Below are 19,367 nucleotides of genomic sequence, written 5' to 3' on the forward strand. Positions count from 1 at the left end.
TCCTCATAACTTTCATTGCCTTCTAAATAGCGCATTATCATATTGAATTTTTCTTCGGCTGTAAATCTAGCCATAAAAAACACCCCGCAAATGTTAGTTTAGCGTCTAACATTTACGGGGCAGTTCAATGCAATTTTGGCTGCTCATCGCTTCATTATTAGTTGTCGCTTACTATTGTAAAAAATTTATCACTTTTCTAGTTAGTGACCTTGATTCAAAAGTATTTGAAAAATAAGTAAGAGACTTCCTGTTATGAAAATAAATGTGCAAGTTACATACCATCTTCACAGGCTAATTTAGAAGAGTATCTCCGCTAATTTTCCACTCTTAGTAAAAGAGAATCTGCTCGAAAATAAATAGCAGTAATTGTTAAAAGAAGTACTCGAGTGTCCGAAATTGTATCTTCGGGCACTACTATTACTGGTAGGAAAGTATCTTTTCACTAATTATCCAAAAAGATTTAGACCTTATTCTTACTGTTGAAAAATGGCGACGGACAGATTAACGCAATATGATTACCGAAAAAAGAAAAGCTGGTCGTGACGAAAGTCACGACCAGCTTTTCTAATAAATCAAACGTTAATGATATTGCAAGTTAGTCTGTCCAAAAACCTCCAGGTATTATCCTTAAATGTCACTGACACTTTTCTTAGTCTAACTCATTATCAAAATAATTAATAATTCCATTATAGATTCCATGTGTTGCTTGATCTCTAAAATGTCTTGTAGTGACATTGCGTTCTTCGGTAGGATTACTCAAATACCCTAACTCTATTAAAATTGCATTTTGTTTATTTTCGCGTAAAACTAAATAATTTCCTGGCTGTGTTCCACGATCTTTAAGGGGAATCATATTACCTAAACCAGCGTGTACATATTCCGCTAGTTTCTTTTGATAACCGTGCATATAATACGTCGTATATCCACGGACAGTGCTATTTTCCACCGCATCATAATGTAAACTAATAAATGCATCTGCTCCTGCTTGGTGACCGATTGAAACCCGTTTACGCAGATCCACGTAAACATCTGATTGTCTTGTCATAATGACGTTAGCACCAGCTGCTTGTAATTTAGAAGAAAGCAATTCAGCTGTCAACAAGGTAATATCCTTTTCATCTGTTCCAAGAGCTCCTGTAGTACCGCGGTCATTACCTCCATGTCCTGGATCAATTACAATGGACAAGCCTTTCAACGTACCTTTTTTTCTAGGTTTCTTTTTTTCTTGTATTGGCAAATCCGTAGTTACAACCGAATTTGATGACGAGACTAGCCAGCTTGCTACATAGGCTATTGATTGGTTCTCCAAAATAACTTTATACCAATCGTTTACTTTGTCAGTTACTTCAAATGTTTCTCCGGCATCTACTCGCTTTACAACCGCACTATTAGTCGAGCCATCTGAACGTAAATTAGTCCCATTGTATAAAATGGTAATCGTATTAGTTGTTGCGGTAGATGTGGAATTGCTCGGTTCATTTAAGAATGTACCGTAAAAACTGTATATCCATCCAATTTTTCCGTTTTCTAATTGTACCTTGACCCAATTATGATTTGTATCAAGTACTTCAAATTGAGCTCCTCTGGCGACTTTTCCAATTTGCTTAGAGGAAAGGTCCGCTTTTGCCCGAACATTCAATACATCCACAGATACAACAAAAAGCTTCTCAGAATTTTTAGTGTTAGAGCTCGTTTTTTCATTTCCCGATTGGTCGGCAATTGTAATATATGCTGTGTTTACCCAGCCTTTTCTCCCTTGAAAATCGATTTCAATCCATTCACCCTCTGATTTATAGGCAGGGGTTTGATCTCCTTCACTAAGCTGCCCGATAACGGCAGAGGAGGTAGATGGTTCTGTTCGTACATTTAAGCGATTTACTTTAGAAACGATTTGTTTATTTGTCATTTCAATTGCTTCGCTTGATGTATACCAACTGGCAACCCAACCAGTCGTGGATCCATATTTAATTTGAATCCAATCATTTTCTTTGTCGATCACAACTAGTTTGTCACTTTTTGTAACTGCACCAATTGTATCGTATGTAAGTCCTGGGCCTGATCGAACTTTCAACGAAGGAACATTTACGGTTACTTCGTTTTCCTGTGCATCTACTGAAATAGTTGGTATTAGTAGAATGACAGCAAGGATTAAAATGGTCATTTTTTGCACTATTTTATCTTTCATTGAATCACTCCCACTACCATTGTAAATATTCTGATATAAAATTTCTACCTTTTCTTCAAAAGGGTTGACTTATTTCCCTTACGTTATTAAGATAAAGTATAATTAAAAACTAAAACAAACCGATGACCGAAAAAGTAACTGTTTTAAGCGGATGGTAAGAGAAGGAAAGACGTGGCTGAAATCTTTCCTACAGACGAACTCAGTGAACAACATTCGAGAGGATTTTTGTCGAAAAAGATTTTCTTTAGTAGGCAAAAACGGACCTGGCCGTTATCCAGAGTTGAGAGGGTCAGTTTTTTTGACCAACTAGGGTGGAACCGCGGAAGCTTATATAAGCTCTCGTCCCTTGCTATATGCAAGGGATGAGGGCTTTTTTATTTTTATTTAACGGGTGTTAGATGCTCGTTGAATAAAAATAAAGTCTCCGCCGGCATGTCTCAGTTCGCGACGTCCTGCATGACCTACCTCCTGTAGGCCTCAAGCTCGGTTCATAATCTGGACACAATTACTCCAGGTCGTAAATGAAAAAAAGAAAGGGGCAATAGCCATGGATATTAAAGTGCCAAGAGGAACACAAGACATTTTGCCTTCTGAAACAGCAAAATGGCAAGTGGTAGAAGATTTAATAAGAGAAACTTGCCGTATGTACCAATACAAAGAAATTAGAACACCTATTTTCGAACATACGGAACTATTTACAAGAAGTGTTGGAGATACTACAGATATCGTCCAAAAAGAAATGTATACGTTCCAAGATCGTGGGGATCGTTCCCTTACACTTCGTCCGGAAGGTACAGCATCTGCGGTTCGTGCATTTGTTGAGCATAAAATGTTCGGATACCCGGATCAACCAGTGAAGTTATATTATATGGGTCCTATGTTCCGCTATGAAAGACAACAAGCAGGTCGTTATCGTCAATTTGTTCAATTTGGAATCGAAGCAATTGGAAGTGCAGACCCAGCTATTGATGCAGAAGTAATTTCACTTGCAATGTCGGTTTATCAAAAAGCAGGCTTAAAAAAGCTAAAGCTCGTTATTAACTCGCTTGGTGACACGGAAAGTAGAGTGGCGCACAAAGAAGCGTTAGTAAATCATTTTGAACCGCATATTGAAGAGTTTTGTTCGGATTGTCAAAATAGATTGCAAAAAAATCCACTTCGTATTTTAGATTGTAAAGTAGATCGAAATCACCCATTAATGGCAACAGCTCCTTCTTTAACCGATTATTTAAACGAAGAATCCGCTGCTTATTTTGAAAAGGTAAAAGAATATTTAACACTTTTAAATATTCCGTTTGAAGTAGATCCTAACTTAGTACGTGGACTGGATTATTATAATCACACTGCTTTTGAGATTATGAGTGCAGCTGAAGGTTTTGGCGCAATTACAACACTTGCAGGTGGTGGAAGATATAACGGACTAGTGGAAGAGCTTGGAGGACCGGCTTCACCAGGTATCGGATTTGCAATGAGTATAGAACGATTATTACTTGCGATTAATGCAGAAAATAATCAATGGTCAGATCTATCTTCTTTAGATGTATATGTAATTGGAATGGGGGAAGCTGCAAAGAAAAAAGCAGTCGAGCTTACCTATGAATTACGTCAAAATAATATCACCGCAGAGATGGATTATTTAGACCGAAAAATAAAAACACAAATGAAATCAGCGGATCGTCTAAAAGCAAAATTAGTGCTTGTTATCGGCGATGATGAACTTGAAAAACAAAGTGCAATGTTAAAGGTTTTGGCTACATGCGATCAGCATCTTGTACCGTTTAGTGCTTTGATTGAACAAGTACAAAGTAATATATTGACCCAAGTGGAGGCAGAAGAACAATGAACAGAACGCATACAAGTGGACAGTTAAATGAACAGCATATTGGAGAGTCCGTCCAGTTAATCGGATGGGTACAAAAACGAAGAGATTTGGGAGGATTAATATTTGTAGACGTTCGCGATCGCTCAGGTTTAGTCCAAGTTGTATTTAACCCAGAGATTTCGGAAACAGCAATCCAAGTTGCGGAAAAACTTCGTAATGAATACATCATTCAAGTAAAAGGAACAGTTATTGCTCGTGCAGAAAACCAAGTGAATCCAAATATTCCTTCTGGTGCAATTGAAATACATGCGCAAGAAATTGAAATAATCAACGAAGCGAAAACTCCACCATTTGCAATCGAAAACAATACAGATGCTGGAGAAGATGTTCGTTTAAAATATCGTTACTTAGATTTAAGAAGACCGGCTATGTATGACACATTTAAAATGCGTTCTGACATTACCAAAACGGTAAGACGTTTCTTAGATGACGAAGGATTTTTAGAAGTGGAAACCCCGATTTTAACAAAATCCACACCAGAAGGAGCACGTGACTATTTAGTGCCTAGTCGTGTGCATAATGGAGAGTTTTATGCGTTACCGCAGTCTCCTCAATTATTCAAGCAATTGTTAATGGTCGGTGGATTTGAACGTTACTATCAAATCGCTAGATGCTTCCGTGATGAAGATTTACGTGCAGACCGTCAGCCTGAATTCACCCAAATCGATATGGAAATGAGTTTCTTATCGATGGATGAAATTTTAGAGATGAACGAGCGCATGATGAAAAAAATCATGAAAGAAGTCAAAGGCATTGATGTCACTATTCCTTTTGCACGCATGGATTATGATGAAGCAATGGCCCGTTACGGATCAGACAAACCAGATGTGCGGTTTGGTTTAGAGTTAGTAGATTTATCGGAAACTGTTAAAGATAGCGCATTTAAAGTATTTGCTTCTGCAGTTGAAACTGGCGGGCAAGTAAAAGCGATTAATGTAAAAGGAGCAGCGGCTAATTATTCACGCAAAGATATCGATGCGTTAGGTGAATTTGCCTCTGTGTATGGTGCAAAAGGTCTTGCTTGGTTAAAGGTGGACGAAGAAGGGCTTAAAGGACCTATCGCTAAGTTTTTCGAAGGAGAAGCAGCATCTAGCTTAATCCAAACATTAGAAGCTTCTGCAGGAGATTTATTATTATTTGTAGCCGATAAAAAATCAGTTGTAGCAGATGCTTTAGGCGCACTTCGTTTAAAATTAGGAAAAGATTTAGGATTAATTGATGAAAACAGCTTCGAATTTTTATGGGTTGTGAACTGGCCATTATTTGAATACGATGAAAAAGAAGGGCGTTATTACGCTGCACACCATCCGTTCACACGCCCATTCGATGAAGATCTTTCATTAATGGATACTGACCCAAGTAAAGTGCGTGCGCAAGCGTATGACTTAGTATTAAATGGCTATGAGCTTGGTGGCGGATCATTACGTATTTATTCGAGAGAGGTTCAAGAGAAGATGTTTGAAATTCTTGGATTCTCAGAGGAAGAAGCAAAAGCACAATTTGGCTTCTTAATGGAAGCTTTTGAATATGGAACACCTCCTCATGGTGGAGTAGCATTTGGTTTAGACCGTGTAGTAATGTTGCTTTCTGGTAGCACAAACTTACGTGATACCATTGCTTTCCCGAAAACAGCAAGCGCTAGTGACTTATTAACGCAAGCACCAAGTCCGGTAGCACAAGCGCAACTGGAAGAGTTAAATTTAAAAATAAGTAATACACAATGATTTCATTTAGAAATATGAAAAAAGTCATGAAACACATCGTTCAGAATAGTTAGAAAATAACACGATAAAATGATTGAAGTTTCATAAATCGTATGCTATTATACAAGTAATACGAATCCTGATGTGTTCGCAACATGCAATCAGTTTTGACCGAACAATTTCTATCGTCGGGAGTCTGACTTTTATTATGAATGACATGCCCTAATATAAGGGACGTCAAAATTAATAAAGAGGACACCCACCTGCTGAGTGCGGGTTCAAAACGATACGCTTTATATTGTCGGCACGATTGGGATTCGTCCTAGATTACTAATGTCCCTCTAGCAATTGTTGCTGGAGGGTTTTTGTTGGGTTAAAACCAACTAATTTGATACAGATGGAGTGTTTATATGTTACATCAATTTTCTAGAAATGAATTATCAGTAGGAAAAGAAGGCGTAGATTTAATCAGAAACACGACAGTCGCTATTTTAGGTGTCGGGGGAGTAGGCTCTTTTGCGGCAGAAGCATGTGCAAGAAGTGGAGTCGGTCGAATTATTTTAGTGGACAAGGATAATGTAGATATTACAAATATTAATCGTCAGTTAGTAGCATATATGTCAACAATCGGTCGTTCAAAATCAGCAGTGATGAAAGAACGAATTGCTGATATTAATCCAGAATGTGAAGTAATTGATATGCATATGTTTTATACAGAAGAAACGTATGAACAATTTTTTGCGATGGATATAGATTATGTTATTGATGCATCTGATACTATTATTTATAAAGTGCATTTGATGAAAGAATGCTTAAAACGTGGTATTAAAATAATTTCAAGTATGGGAGCGGCTAACAAAACAGATCCTACTCGTTTCCAAATTGCCGATATTTCCAAAACGCATACAGATCCTATTGCAAGAGTAATCCGTACGAAATTACGCAAGGAAGATCATATTACAAAAGGGATTCCAGTTGTGTTTTCCGATGAAAGTCCAATTGTTGTACGTGAGGATGTTGTAGGAACAGTAGGAAAACCAGATGCGGCAATCCGTAAAGCAAAAATGCCACCGTCTTCCAATGCTTTCGTTCCATCTACAGTAGGGCTGATATGCGCTAGCTGGGTTATCAATGATATTACGAAAGAAATTCCTATTAATCGAGTAAAGTAATTAGTTGCAGTTTTTTCCTTTTCCCTTATACTAAAGTTAATACATTGAGGAATGAGAGGGATAGATAATGACAGAATCGACTAATCAAGAAGCACCTAAAAAGAAAATGTCTTTGCAAGAAGCAGTGAAACAAAAGCTAGAAGAAAAGAAAAACCAAGCAAATGGTGGTAAAGCCCAAGCAAATGGACCAGTAGCTAACCAAAAAGCAAAAAGCCAAATGACGAAAAAAGTAAGCAATACACGCCGTAAAATGGGTGTGTAATCGTTTTCCATTAAAAAGCATCTCATGAGATGCTTTTTTTGGTGAGAAAATTGGTTAGTTGGAATAATTTCAGTTTTAGTTGGAAAATGGAGAGGTTTAGTTGGAAAAACCCTCACTTTAGTTGTAAAAAAAGCATATTTAGTTGTAATATCCATTTTTATGGGAATGGATGTGTGCAAACTATGATAAAACCTGCCATAGATAGAGTGCATCTAGTCATTTTAAAAAGCATCTCATGAGAATCCTCTCGTGAGATGCTTTTTTTGATGAGAAAATTGGTTAGTTGGAATAATTTCAGTTTTAGTTGGAAAATGGAGAGGTTTAGTTGGAAAAACCCTCACTTTAGTTGTAAAAAAAGCATATTTAGTTGTAATATCCATTTTTATGGATTGGATGTGTGCAAACTATGATAAAACCAGCCATAGATAGAGTGCATCCAGTCATGTTAAAAAAGCATTTCATGAGAATGCTCTCGTTGGATCCTTTTTTGTGTGAAAATTGGGTACTTGGAATAATTTCAGTTTTAGTTGTAAAAAAGTATACTTAGTTGTAATATCCATTTTTATGGGAGATTACGAGTTGCCTAAGTTATATCCTCGCTAAACTTGTGTACCGACCCAATCCAACCAGTATTCTATATAAAAACCCAGATTAGCACCACACCGCGCTAATACGGGTTTGAACACTATTTTTCTTTTTTAAACTTTTCTAAACGATTATATATAGCAGCTAACCGTTTTTCTTCTCCTGCTTCAATCGGCTCGTAAAATTTTGTTCCAACTAAATTATCCGGTAAATATGTTTGGTTTACCCAGCCGCCAAAAGTTCCGATTTTATGATCATGTGGATATATATATCCTCCGTGTCCAAGCTCTGCTGCTCCCGCGTAATGGGTATCCTTTAAATGTTTTGGAATTTCTCCAGTTTTCCCAGCATGAATGCTTGCGATTGCGGAATCGAGCGCTGAATATGCTGAATTGGATTTCTCTGATAAACACATAAGCACCACTGCATTTGCTAATGGAATACGAGCTTCTGGTAATCCCAGCCTTTCTGCAGACTGAATTGCTGAGAGTACTTGTGGACCAACAGAAGGATTTGCTAAGCCAATATCTTCATAGCTCATAACAAGCAGTCTTCTAGAAACTGCAACTAAATCTCCATTTTCAAGCAAATGAGCCAAATAATATAGTGCCGCATCGGTATCGCTTCCTCGTACAGATTTTTGCAGGGCGGATAATAGATTATAAAAGTGTGATCCTTTTTTATCACCAAAAACTCCGACTCGGTCAACTAAGCTGTTCAATATACTATCTTCAACTTTAGTCACGCCATCTTCTTCGAAGCTTGCAAAAATAGTAGACTCTAATAAAGTTAATGCTTTTCTTGCATCTCCATTTGCTGCGTCCGCTATTTTTTTTCGCTGTTCATCTGTAATGGCAATGGCCATTTTTCCTAACCCTTTTTCCTTATCAAGCAATGCTCGCTCTAGAAGGCTGTCCACATCTTCGGTTGTAAGTCGTTTTAGTTGTTTTATTTCCCCGCAGCGAGAGCGGATCGCGGGATTTACATCATGAAATGGATTTTCGGTAGTAGCGCCAATTAAAATGATCGAGCCATTTTCGACATGGGGAAGAAGGGTATCTTGTTGCAATTTATTGAATCGATGAATTTCATCTAGAAATAAAATCACTTTCCCGCTAATTCGTGCATCTGCTACTACATCTTCCACATCTTTTTTTCCAGCTTTCGTTGCATTGAGAGCGACAAAAGGTAGCTTCGTCGTTCCTGCAATAGCAAATGCTAACGAAGTTTTTCCTACCCCAGGATCTCCATATAAAAGCATAGAAGGGACATGACCATTTTTTATCATTTTATATAAAGCGGTATCTTTTCCGATAACATGTTGCTGTCCTGCAATTTCATCGATCGTTTGTGGTCTCATTCGATATGCTAAAGGTTCGTTGCTCAAAACAATCTCTCCTCGTTCAAACATCTGTTCTTTAATTATAGCGAAGTTTCTAGGAAAAGTCATTTTGAATTCGCTCTAGCCCTTAGTTATGCTATACTTATGAAAGTATTTTTTACTTTTTCAACAGAAGTGTATCGCTTCTGCTGAAAAAATTAAAGCCCCCGGCGAATGTCACAGATTTTGAAAGAAGTTAAGGAAGGCAGTATAATTTCGAGACGTACTGTCCCAACGACTTTATGAGCAACATCCTGTTGACTTTCATTCAAAATCTGGACGCAATTACGCCAAGGTGTAATTGATATAAATTTAATGAGGTGGAATATATTGAAATTTTCAACAAAAGGTCGATATGGATTAACGATTATGGTCGCTTTAGGAAAACAGTATGGTGAAGGACCTATCGCTCTTCGACAAATTGCAGCAGAGTATAATTTATCAGAGGCATACTTAGAGCAAATCGTTTCTCCATTGCGAAATGCAGGACTTGTTAAAAGTGTGAGAGGTGCTTACGGAGGATATATGCTATCGAGTAAGCCGAATGAGATTACTGCTGGTGATGTAATTCGTGTTTTGGAAGGACCGATTCAAATAGTAGAAGGTATTGAAGAGGAAGAACCACCACAACGCGAACTATGGATGCGTATACGAGACGCAGTAAAAAATGTGTTGGATACAACGACAATAGAAGATTTGGCTAAATATACAGAAGATAATCCAGATGATCCTGGATACATGTTTTATATTTAAGGAGTCGTACAAATGACTAGAATTTATTTAGATCATGCTGCTACTTCCCCAATGGCGGAAGAAGTTATACAAACATTTACAACAGAAATAAACGAAGAATTTGGGAATGCATCAAGCATTCACCAAACAGGTAGAAATGCAAGAAAAAAATTAGACCAAGCACGTAATGTTTTTGCAGCTAGTATCGGTGCTCATGAAACAGAAATTACGATAACAAGCGGCGGGACGGAAGCGGACAACTATGCCTTATTTGGTATTGCATACGCTCGAAAAAACGAAGGCAAGCATATTATTACAACGCAAATTGAACATCATGCAGTGTTGCATGCTTGTGAACAATTAGAACGTGAAGGATTTGAAGTAACGTATTTACCAGTGAATAAAGAAGGCGTCATCGATATCAATGACTTGAAAAATTCGCTGCGAGAGGATACTATTTTAGTTTCTGTTATGTATGCAAATAATGAAGTTGGGGTGATTCAACCAATTCAAGCTATTGGAGAGTTATTAAAAGATCATCCAGCTTATTTTCATACAGATGCAGTACAAGCATACGGTAGTTTTGAGATAGATGTGCATGCATTACATATCGATTTACTTAGTGTGTCTAGTCATAAGATTAACGGACCAAAGGGAATAGGATTTTTATATGCACGTAAAGGAATCTTATTAAAACCTTTGTTTTATGGTGGGCAACAAGAACGAAAAAGACGTGCAGGGACTGAAAATATTCCAGCGGTAGTTGCTTTTGCAAAAGCAGTGGAACTAAAGCAAGCAAATTTACAAGAAAGCATTTCCCGAAATGTTCAGTTGAAACAAGCTTTCCTAAAGCAACTCGAAAGTAATGGTGTTCAGTTCACAATAAACGGTTCACAGGAAAATGTATTGCCGCATGTATTGAATATTAGCATCCCGAAAACGGATGTAGAAACGTTTTTAGTACAACTTGATTTAGCTGGAATCGATGCTTCAAGTGGCTCTGCATGTACTGCAGGTTCTATTGATCCATCACATGTTTTAGTAGCGATGTATGGGGAAAACTCACCGGAGCTACGCAACTCTGTCCGCTTTAGTTTTGGGATCAATAATACAGAGCAGCAAGTAATTGAAGCTGCAAATAAAATAAGTAAAATTGTTCATTAAGTTGAATGATTGAAATGAGTGATTAAAAGTGAAAAAAATAGAAGATACACGGGTAGTGATCGGAATGTCAGGTGGAGTGGACTCCTCCGTTGCTGCTTATTTATTGAAAGAACAAGGATATGACGTTATCGGTATTTTCATGAAAAACTGGGATGATACCGATGAATTTGGCGTTTGTACTGCTACCGATGATTATGAAGATGTTATTAAAGTGTGCAACCAAATTGGAATTCCTTACTACGCGGTGAATTTTGAAAAACAATATTGGGATAAAGTATTTTCCTATTTCTTAGAAGAGTACAAAGCGGGTAGAACACCAAATCCCGACGTTATGTGCAACAAAGAAATTAAGTTCAAAGCATTTTTAGAGCATGCATTGGCATTAGGCGCTGACTATTTAGCGACTGGGCACTACGCTCAAGTAGAAGTACGTGATGGGCAAACTCGCATGTTACGCGGTAAAGACAATAACAAAGATCAAACCTATTTCTTAAACCAATTAAACCAAGAGCAATTAGATAAAGTTATGTTCCCAATAGGCCATTTAGAAAAGAAAAAAGTTCGAGAAATCGCATTAGAACAAGGTTTAGCAACTGCAACGAAAAAAGATTCTACTGGTATTTGTTTTATCGGAGAAAGAAACTTCAAAGAATTTTTAGGTCAATATTTACCAGCCCAAAAAGGTGTTATGGAAACAATGGATGGTAAACAAATGGGGCATCATGATGGATTAATGTACTATACAATTGGACAGCGCCATGGTTTAGGCATTGGTGGCTCTGGAGACCCTTGGTTCGTTATTGGAAAAGATTTAGAACGAAACGTATTATTAGTAGGTCAAAATATTAATAATGACGCACTTTTTTCAACAAGTTTAACTGCAACTAATCTATCGTTCACGACGACATTAGAAAAACCAACTACCTTTAATTGCACAGCAAAATTCCGTTACCGTCAAGAAGATGTTGGTGTTCATGTAGAGCTACTTTCGGAAGATAAAGTACTTGTAACATTTGACCAACCAGTTCGCGCAATTACACCAGGACAAGCAGTTGTATTTTATCAAGGCGATGAATGCCTAGGTGGAGCAACAATTGATGAAGTGTTTAAAGATGGACTGAAATTGGACTACGTCGGGTAACTGGAGGTTTTACCATGAATTACAATGAATTAGGTATTCAAGCAATACAAGAAGAAAATTATGAAAAAGCAGCAGAATTATTTACAAAGGCGATCGAAGAAAATCCTAACGAAGCCATTGGTTATGTAAATTTTGGAAATCTACTTTCTTCTATGAATGAAAATGATCGTGCAGAACGATTTTTTCAAAAAGCAATTACATTGGATGAGCACGCTGCAACTGCCTATTATAGTCTAGCAAATTTATACTATAATGCAGACCGTTTCGAGGAAGCTGCAAAGCTTTATGAAAAAGCAATTGCCAACGGAATTGAAGGAGCAGATGCATACTTTATGCTAGGGAAAAGCTTTGAAAAAGAAGGACATACAAAGCTTTCCTTGCCATATTTACAACGTGCTAATGAACTTGCACCAGAAGATATTCAGGTTGCTCTTTCCTACGGTATAGCACTAGCAAGTATGGAAATGTTTGAGCAAGCAGAACCTATTTTTAAAAAGATTGTAGCTCAAGAAGCAGAAAATGCGGATGCACATTACAATTTAGGTGTATTGTATGCTGTATCAACTACAGATACAGAAGCTGCTCTGCATCATTTGAAAGAAGCATTTACAATCCAACCAAATTATGATCAAGCGCGCTATGTGTACGACATGATTTCCTTACGCAATTAATCGAACAGTTTAAACCTCGGAGGCGATAGTATGACAAACGAAATGAACAAGGATAAGCAGTTTATATCGGGTCGTCCTATCGTCTCTATTTTTCATAATCCTCAAAACCTATTTTCCATCATCAAATTAAAAATTAAATCTACGAATACTACATATACCGATAAGGAAATAATTGTCACTGGTTATTTTCCGTCACTTGTTTTAGAAGAAGCTTATAAATTTACTGGATTTATCAAAAATCACCCAAAATACGGTGTTCAATTTCAAGTTGAGACCTTTCAAAAGGAAGTACCAGCAACTGAGCAAGGAATTGTTCATTATCTGTCGAGTGATATGTTTCCTGGAATAGGGCGCAAAACAGCCGAAACAATCGTGAAAAAACTCGGTTCAAATGCAATTAATAAAATATTGGACGATCCACAAGCTTTAGATGTGATTCCGCGCCTTGCAGAAGAGAAAAAACAAACGTTACGATCCGTTTTAGAACAAAACTTAGGTTTAGAAAAAGTAATGATTCAACTAAACGAATGGGGTTTTGGACCTCAAATTGCGATGAAAATATATCAAGCATATCGGGAAGAAACGGTTACTGTTTTAACGAAAAATCCATACCGTTTAATCGAAGAAGTGGAAGGTGTGGGATTTGTCCGGGCGGATGAGCTTGGCTATAAATTAGGTATTCAAGGAAATCACCCGGATCGTATAAAAGCAGCTATTTATCATCTATTGCAAACCGCTTCTTTAAGTGAGGGGCATGTCTTTTTATATGCAGAGCAGTTGTTGGAATCAGTGAAAAAGTTACTAGAAACCGCTCAAAGAGAAGAAATTCCGTTTGAAGCGATTTCCAAATGCTGCATCGAACTTGCGGAAGAAAGCCGAATCGTTGGGGAAGTGAATCGTTTTTATATTCCTTCACTTTATTACTCGGAAGTTGGAATTGCTTCTAAAATTGAAACACTGCTTGGTGAAAATGACACACATCATAAATTTCCACTAGCCGAGATGAAAAAGCATTTAGGCGGGATAGAAGAAAGGCTAGGCGTTCAATATGCTACTACTCAAGTAAAAGCAATTGAAACGGCTTTAAATGCTAGTATGTCGTTATTAACAGGAGGGCCGGGTACTGGTAAAACAACAGTAGTCCGGGGAATCGTTGAGTTGTATGGAGAACTTCATGGGCTTTCACTCGATCCAAAAGAATGGGCAAAGGATAAAAAGCCATTTCCTATTGTGTTAGCTGCTCCAACTGGTAGAGCCGCAAAACGGTTGAGTGAGTCAACGGGATTACCTGCTATGACTATTCACCGACTGCTAGGATTTACAGGTCAAGAAGATGACGATGCTGAAGGAAATGAAATTGAAGGGAAGCTTATTATTATTGATGAGACATCCATGCTCGACACATGGCTCGGACATCAATTGTTAAAAGCAATCCCAAAAGATGCCCAAGTGATTTTTGTAGGAGACCAAGATCAATTGCCTCCGGTTGGACCAGGGCAAGTGCTGAAAGATTTACTTGCTTCTAAACGAATTCCAACCGTCGAACTAATAGATATTTATCGCCAATCTGAAGGTTCTTCTATTATTGAATTGGCCCATGATATGAAAAAGGGAACGGTTCCGCAAACATTATTGGATAAAACGAGAGATCGCTCATTTATTAAGGCTTCGACGGAACAAATACCAAAAGTCGTGGAGCAAGTTTTGAAAAGTGCTTTATCCAAAGGTCATTCTATCCGAGATATCCAAGTTCTGGCTCCAATGTATAGAGGACCGGCTGGTATTGATGCGTTAAACAAAATGATGCAAGAAATGGTTAATCCAAATCCTGACGGTAAACGAAAAGAAATGATTTTTGGTGAAACTATTTACCGAATCGGCGATAAAGTGCTTCAACTTGTCAATCAGCCGGAAAGTAATGTCTTTAACGGAGATATGGGGGAAGTAGTGAGTATTTTCAAAGCTGCTGAGACCGTTGAAAAAAAAGAAATGCTCGTTGTTTCTTTTGATGGTACGGAAGTAACGTATGAAAAAAATGACTTGAGCCAAATTACATTGGCTTATTGCTGCTCGGTGCATAAATCGCAGGGTAGTGAATTTCAAACCGTTATTATGCCAGTGACAAGAACTTATATGAAAATGCTCCGTCGCAACCTTTTGTACACAGGAATAACGAGAGCAAAAAATTTCTTGATACTATGTGGGGATCCGGAAACTTTTAAATACGGGGTTGAGCGGACAGATGACTTACAACGTTTAACAACATTGAAAGAGCGCTTGGTTGGAAGTGAAGAAGAAACGGTGGAGGAAGTGGAAAATGCCTCTCCAGAAGAAATTTTGGAAGACACAACTCTTCTAACTGCCGATAACTATCATTTGATTGATCCACTAATTGGCATGAAAGGAATTACGCCTTATCAATTTATGGAGGCAGACAATTGACATTGGGACAATTGTTTCTTATAATCAATTGCATATAACGAAAATGTTGACGGAGAAAGTACTATTATTACCTGACTAGAGAGGGATTCCATGGCTGGAAGAATCCCCAGTGTATAATAATTAGGAAAGCTACTCTTGAGTGCAGTTAAAACCTGCCGTATTGCTGCGTTAAAGCTTCTTTAAGAGACATATTTGGCTATAAGCTAATATGTAACTAGGGTGGTACCGCGAAATAATAGCTTTCGTCCCTTTTTGGGATGAGGGCTTTTTTTATTTCAAAAATTTAGGAGGAATTTAAGATGAAACAATTAACAGGCGCTCAAATCAGACAAATGTATTTAGACTTTTTTATCGAAAAAGGACATACGCAAGAACCATCTGCCCCACTAGTACCAATTAACGATCCGTCTTTACTTTGGATCAATAGTGGTGTTGCAACATTAAAAAAATATTTTGATGGTCGTGTTGTACCAGAAAATCCACGTATTACGAATGCGCAAAAATCGATTCGAACTAATGATATTGAAAATGTTGGAAAAACGGCAAGACATCATACATTCTTCGAAATGCTTGGAAACTTCTCTATCGGTGAATACTTTAAAAGAGAAGCTATTGAATGGGCATGGGAATTCTTAACAGATGAAAAATGGATTGCTTTTGCACCAGAAAAATTATCGATTACGGTTCATCCTGAAGATGAAGAGGCATATAATATTTGGAAAAATGAAATTGGTATACCGGAAGAAAGAATTATTCGACTTGAAGGTAACTTCTGGGATATTGGGGAAGGTCCAAGTGGTCCGAACTCTGAAATTTTCTATGATCGTGGAGAAAGCTACGGTAATGACGAAAATGATCCAGAGTTATATCCAGGTGGAGAAAATGAACGTTATTTAGAAATTTGGAACTTGGTATTTTCTGAATTCAACCATAATCCTGATCATACGTACACTCCACTACCAAAACAAAATATTGATACTGGTATGGGTCTGGAACGAATGGCAAGTGTTGTACAAGATGTTCCTACAAACTTTGATACAGATTTATTTATCCCAATTATTCGCCAAACAGAAAGCATTTCTGGAAAAACATATCGCTCAAACGCTGAAGATGATATAGCGTTTAAAGTAATTGCAGACCATGTACGTACCGTTGCTTTTGCAATTGGGGATGGTGCACTACCATCCAATGAAGGTAGAGGTTATGTGCTTAGAAGATTACTTCGCCGCGCAGTACGTTTTGCAAAACAACTTGGTATCGAGAAACCATTTTTATATGAGCTTGTTCCAGTTGTCGGAGAAATAATGCAAAGCTTTTATCCAGAAGTTTCTGCGAAAAAAGACTTTATCATGCGTGTTATGAAGACAGAGGAAGAACGATTCCATGAAACACTTCATGACGGTTTAACAATTTTAGAAAAAGTAATCGAAGAGCAGCGTGCAAAAGGGGAATCATTTATCCCTGGGACAACTACTTTTACTCTATATGACACGTACGGCTTTCCAATTGAATTGACAGAAGAATACGCAGAAGAAGCAAATATGACAGTAGACCACGAAGGATTCCAGACAGAGATGGAAGCGCAACGATCTCGTGCTCGTGCTGCTCGACAAAATGTCGATTCGATGCAAGTTCAATCAGAAGTATATAGCAATCTTCATGATGAAAGTAAATTTGTTGGTTATGAGACGTTAACCGTATCAACTAAAGTTTCATCGATTATTCTTGGACAAGCATTGGTGAAATCGGCTAGTGAAGGCGATGAAGTACAGGTTATCTTAACGCAAACTCCATTCTATGCTGAAAGCGGAGGGCAAATTGCGGACCATGGAACTATAGAAAATGAGTCTTTTAGAGGATTTGTAAAAGATGTACAAAAAGCACCGAATGGACAAAACCTGCATACGGTAGTAATTGAATCGGGTGAGATAAATACAGATACAACTGTAATGGCAAGTGTAGATACATCACTACGTGGTCATACGATTAAAAATCACTCAGCAACACATTTATTGCATCAGGCGCTAAAAGATGTTTTAGGAACTCATGTAAACCAAGCGGGTTCTTATGTGGGTCCTGATCGTCTACGTTTTGACTTTTCGCATTTTGGACAAGTAACAAAAGAAGAGCTTGAAAAAATTGAACGTATAGTAAACGAAAAAGTGTGGGATAATATCCCGGTAGTTACTGGTTATCATAATATCGATGATGCAAAGAAAATGGGTGCAATGGCGTTATTTGGTGAAAAATACGGTGATATAGTCCGTGTTGTACAAATGGGATCATTCTCCCTAGAGCTTTGTGGAGGAGTTCACGTACAAAATACTTCTGAAATCGGATTCTTCAAAATCCTTTCAGAAAGTGGGATTGGAGCAGGTACTCGACGTATTGAAGCTGTTACAGGTAAAAGCGCTTACGAGTTTGTAAAAGAAGAAGAACATGTCCTAGAAGAAGCAGCAAGCTTATTGAAAGCTCAACCAAAAGATGTTGTTTCTAAAGTAGGGCAAACTTTACAAGAACTAAAAAATACACAAAAAGAAAATGAATCACTTTCTGCAAAAATTGCTAATAGCCAAGCAGCTTCTGTATTATCTTCTGCACAAACGATAAACGATGTTACCGTGTTATCCGTAAAAGTAGAAGCAAAAGACAATAATCAGCTGCGTCAAATGATGGATGATTTAAAGCAAAAACTTGATAAAGCGGTAATCGTCCTTGGAGCAATTGACGGGGAAAAAGTAATGATTTCTGCTGGAGTGACAAAAGATTTAGTAGGTGGGAACTATCATGCAGGAAATATCGTCAAACTAGTAGCAGAACAATGTGGTGGAAAAGGCGGCGGCCGACCTGATTTCGCAATGGCTGGTGCAAAAGACGGTAGTAAACTAGAGTCAGCATTAAATTCTGTTTACGAATATATGAAATCTATCTAAAAAAATTAGGTATATTTGATACTATTTCCAATTTCGGTTATACTGAAAATATTAGATAAGTAAAGTTGCCTACTAAAATCGAAAGCGAGGTGCTGATCATGAGTTCATTTGATAAAACGATGAAATTTAATTTTCCTGAAGAATCGATGGAACAGGAAGTCAAACATGTGATGCTACAAGTGCACTCTGCACTAGAAGAAAAAGGGTATAATTCTATCAATCAAATTGTAGGCTATCTACTATCTGGTGATCCAGCTTATATTCCTCGCCATCAAGATGCGCGTAATATGATTCGAAAACTAGAACGTGACGAGATTTTAGAGGAATTGGTAAAATTTTATATTAAAAGAAATAATGAGGCTTAAAAATGCGAATTATGGGGTTAGACGTCGGTTCCAGAACTGTTGGCGTTGCAATAAGTGATGCAATGGGTTGGACGGCACAAGGTATTGAAACCATCAAAATTAACGAAGACGAACTAAATTTTGGTTTGGATCGTATTGATGAATTGGTAAAGCAACACGAAGTTAAAGAATTTGTGGTTGGTTTCCCGAAAAACATGAATAACACTATTGGTCCTCGGGCGGAAGCATCTGAACGTTATGCGAAGCTACTAACCGATAAATACCATTTTCCAGTTACAATGTGGGATGAAAGATTGACAACGATGGCTGCAGAACGTATGTTAATAGATGCAGATGTTAGCCGTAAAAAACGGAAACAAGTAATTGACAAGATGGCCGCTGTAATGATATTACAAGGCTATCTTGACAGAAAAAACAGATGAGGTGACTGCAATGGATCATGGTCAAGAAAATATTACAGTAGTAGATGAAAATGGTAATGAGCAGCTTTGCAACGTACTATTCACATTTGAATCAGAAGAATTCGGAAAATCGTATGTGCTTTATTATCCAGTAGGTGCAGAAGAAGATGAAGAGGAAGAAATCGAGATTCACGCATCTTCATTCACTCCAAACGAAGCAGGCGAAGACGGAGATTTACTTCCGGTAGAAACGGATGCTGAATGGGATATGATCGAAGAGATGTTAAATACATTTTTAGCTGAAGAAGACGAAGATTAATCGATTAATCATCCAAAAAAGGAAGGAAA

The 19,367-nt window shown here is 37.7% G+C and carries 15 protein-coding genes, 1 other RNA gene and 2 other annotated features; of the genes, 14 read left to right on the forward strand and 2 right to left on the reverse strand.

Annotated features, from left to right (window positions below):
- Positions 1-649 precede the first annotated feature (649 nt).
- Positions 650-2,185 (reverse strand): N-acetylmuramoyl-L-alanine amidase family protein, encoded by a 1,536-nt coding sequence (locus FG382_RS07235; protein ID WP_142538235.1) that lies wholly within the window; start codon positions 2,183-2,185, stop codon positions 650-652.
- A gap of 113 nt (positions 2,186-2,298) precedes the next feature.
- Positions 2,299-2,535, forward strand: a binding site (T-box leader).
- Positions 2,536-2,732: 197 nt separating this feature from the next.
- Here FG382_RS07235 and hisS point away from each other — a divergent pair.
- From hisS to FG382_RS07260, 5 genes are all read left to right on the forward strand, one after another.
- Positions 2,733-4,028, forward strand: a complete 1,296-nt coding sequence (hisS, locus tag FG382_RS07240; protein WP_142538236.1) for a histidine--tRNA ligase — start codon at positions 2,733-2,735, stop codon at positions 4,026-4,028.
- Positions 4,025-5,791: an aspartate--tRNA ligase gene (gene aspS / locus FG382_RS07245; RefSeq protein WP_142538237.1), complete on the forward strand. Its 1,767-nt coding sequence runs from the start codon at positions 4,025-4,027 to the stop codon at positions 5,789-5,791. Before hisS ends, aspS begins: the two co-directional genes overlap by 4 nt.
- Positions 5,792-5,903: 112 nt before the next feature.
- Positions 5,904-6,091, forward strand: a non-coding RNA gene (gene ssrS, locus FG382_RS07250) — 6S RNA.
- An 89-nt stretch (positions 6,092-6,180) separates the two neighbouring features.
- On the forward strand, positions 6,181-6,942 hold the full coding sequence (locus tag FG382_RS07255) for a tRNA threonylcarbamoyladenosine dehydratase (RefSeq protein ID WP_142538238.1): 762 nt from the start codon (positions 6,181-6,183) through the stop codon (positions 6,940-6,942).
- Between the two features lie 67 nt (positions 6,943-7,009).
- Complete coding sequence (locus tag FG382_RS07260; protein ID WP_142538239.1) at positions 7,010-7,204, forward strand: hypothetical protein; 195 nt, start codon at positions 7,010-7,012, stop codon at positions 7,202-7,204.
- Between the two features lie 685 nt (positions 7,205-7,889).
- On the opposite strand, the gene FG382_RS07265 is transcribed toward FG382_RS07260, so the two are convergent.
- Positions 7,890-9,176, reverse strand: coding sequence for a replication-associated recombination protein A (locus tag FG382_RS07265; RefSeq protein ID WP_142538240.1), 1,287 nt, complete (start codon positions 9,174-9,176; stop codon positions 7,890-7,892).
- A 324-nt stretch (positions 9,177-9,500) separates the two neighbouring features.
- Between FG382_RS07265 and cymR the strand changes: the two genes are divergently transcribed.
- The 9 genes from cymR to FG382_RS07310 all read left to right on the forward strand — a co-directional run bounded on the left by cymR (position 9,501) and on the right by FG382_RS07310 (position 19,338).
- The gene (cymR, locus tag FG382_RS07270; protein ID WP_142538241.1) at positions 9,501-9,923 is read left to right on the forward strand and encodes a cysteine metabolism transcriptional regulator CymR; all 423 of its coding nucleotides are present in this window, start codon (positions 9,501-9,503) and stop codon (positions 9,921-9,923) included.
- A gap of 12 nt (positions 9,924-9,935) precedes the next feature.
- Complete coding sequence (locus FG382_RS07275; protein ID WP_142538242.1) at positions 9,936-11,066, forward strand: cysteine desulfurase family protein; 1,131 nt, start codon at positions 9,936-9,938, stop codon at positions 11,064-11,066.
- A 28-nt stretch (positions 11,067-11,094) separates the two neighbouring features.
- Positions 11,095-12,207 (forward strand): tRNA 2-thiouridine(34) synthase MnmA, encoded by a 1,113-nt coding sequence (mnmA, locus tag FG382_RS07280; RefSeq protein WP_142538243.1) that lies wholly within the window; start codon positions 11,095-11,097, stop codon positions 12,205-12,207.
- A 14-nt stretch (positions 12,208-12,221) separates the two neighbouring features.
- A complete protein-coding gene (locus tag FG382_RS07285) occupies positions 12,222-12,878 on the forward strand; it encodes a tetratricopeptide repeat protein (RefSeq protein ID WP_142538244.1) in 657 nt (218 codons plus the stop codon).
- Between the two features lie 30 nt (positions 12,879-12,908).
- A complete protein-coding gene (recD2, locus tag FG382_RS07290; protein ID WP_142538245.1) occupies positions 12,909-15,320 on the forward strand; it encodes an SF1B family DNA helicase RecD2 in 2,412 nt (803 codons plus the stop codon).
- A 37-nt stretch (positions 15,321-15,357) separates the two neighbouring features.
- Positions 15,358-15,573: a binding site (T-box leader), on the forward strand.
- 46 nt (positions 15,574-15,619) lie between these two features.
- Positions 15,620-18,253, forward strand: coding sequence for an alanine--tRNA ligase (gene alaS / locus FG382_RS07295; protein WP_142538246.1), 2,634 nt, complete (start codon positions 15,620-15,622; stop codon positions 18,251-18,253).
- 98 nt (positions 18,254-18,351) lie between these two features.
- On the forward strand, positions 18,352-18,618 hold the full coding sequence (locus FG382_RS07300; protein ID WP_093266172.1) for an IreB family regulatory phosphoprotein: 267 nt from the start codon (positions 18,352-18,354) through the stop codon (positions 18,616-18,618).
- A gap of 2 nt (positions 18,619-18,620) precedes the next feature.
- Complete coding sequence (gene ruvX, locus FG382_RS07305; RefSeq protein WP_142538247.1) at positions 18,621-19,040, forward strand: Holliday junction resolvase RuvX; 420 nt, start codon at positions 18,621-18,623, stop codon at positions 19,038-19,040.
- Positions 19,041-19,050: 10 nt separating this feature from the next.
- Positions 19,051-19,338, forward strand: coding sequence for a DUF1292 domain-containing protein (locus FG382_RS07310; RefSeq protein WP_142538248.1), 288 nt, complete (start codon positions 19,051-19,053; stop codon positions 19,336-19,338).
- Positions 19,339-19,367 lie beyond the last annotated feature (29 nt).

It is taken from the genome of Psychrobacillus lasiicapitis (genome assembly GCF_006861795.1).
GTDB lineage: Bacteria > Bacillota > Bacilli > Bacillales_A > Planococcaceae > Psychrobacillus > Psychrobacillus lasiicapitis.

Bases quoted from the DNA above. Each gene is read 5' to 3' on its own strand.
- FG382_RS07235 (WP_142538235.1), bottom strand. From the start codon at position 2,185: ATGAAAGATAAAATAGTGCAAAAAATGACCATTTTAATCCTTGCTGTC.
- hisS (WP_142538236.1), top strand. From the start codon at position 2,733: ATGGATATTAAAGTGCCAAGAGGAACACAAGACATTTTGCCTTCTGAA.
- aspS (WP_142538237.1), top strand. From the start codon at position 4,025: ATGAACAGAACGCATACAAGTGGACAGTTAAATGAACAGCATATTGGA.
- FG382_RS07255 (WP_142538238.1), top strand. From the start codon at position 6,181: ATGTTACATCAATTTTCTAGAAATGAATTATCAGTAGGAAAAGAAGGC.
- FG382_RS07260 (WP_142538239.1), top strand. From the start codon at position 7,010: ATGACAGAATCGACTAATCAAGAAGCACCTAAAAAGAAAATGTCTTTG.
- FG382_RS07275 (WP_142538242.1), top strand. From the start codon at position 9,936: ATGACTAGAATTTATTTAGATCATGCTGCTACTTCCCCAATGGCGGAA.
- FG382_RS07285 (WP_142538244.1), top strand. From the start codon at position 12,222: ATGAATTACAATGAATTAGGTATTCAAGCAATACAAGAAGAAAATTAT.
- recD2 (WP_142538245.1), top strand. From the start codon at position 12,909: ATGACAAACGAAATGAACAAGGATAAGCAGTTTATATCGGGTCGTCCT.
- alaS (WP_142538246.1), top strand. From the start codon at position 15,620: ATGAAACAATTAACAGGCGCTCAAATCAGACAAATGTATTTAGACTTT.
- FG382_RS07300 (WP_093266172.1), top strand. From the start codon at position 18,352: ATGAGTTCATTTGATAAAACGATGAAATTTAATTTTCCTGAAGAATCG.
- ruvX (WP_142538247.1), top strand. From the start codon at position 18,621: ATGCGAATTATGGGGTTAGACGTCGGTTCCAGAACTGTTGGCGTTGCA.
- FG382_RS07310 (WP_142538248.1), top strand. From the start codon at position 19,051: ATGGATCATGGTCAAGAAAATATTACAGTAGTAGATGAAAATGGTAAT.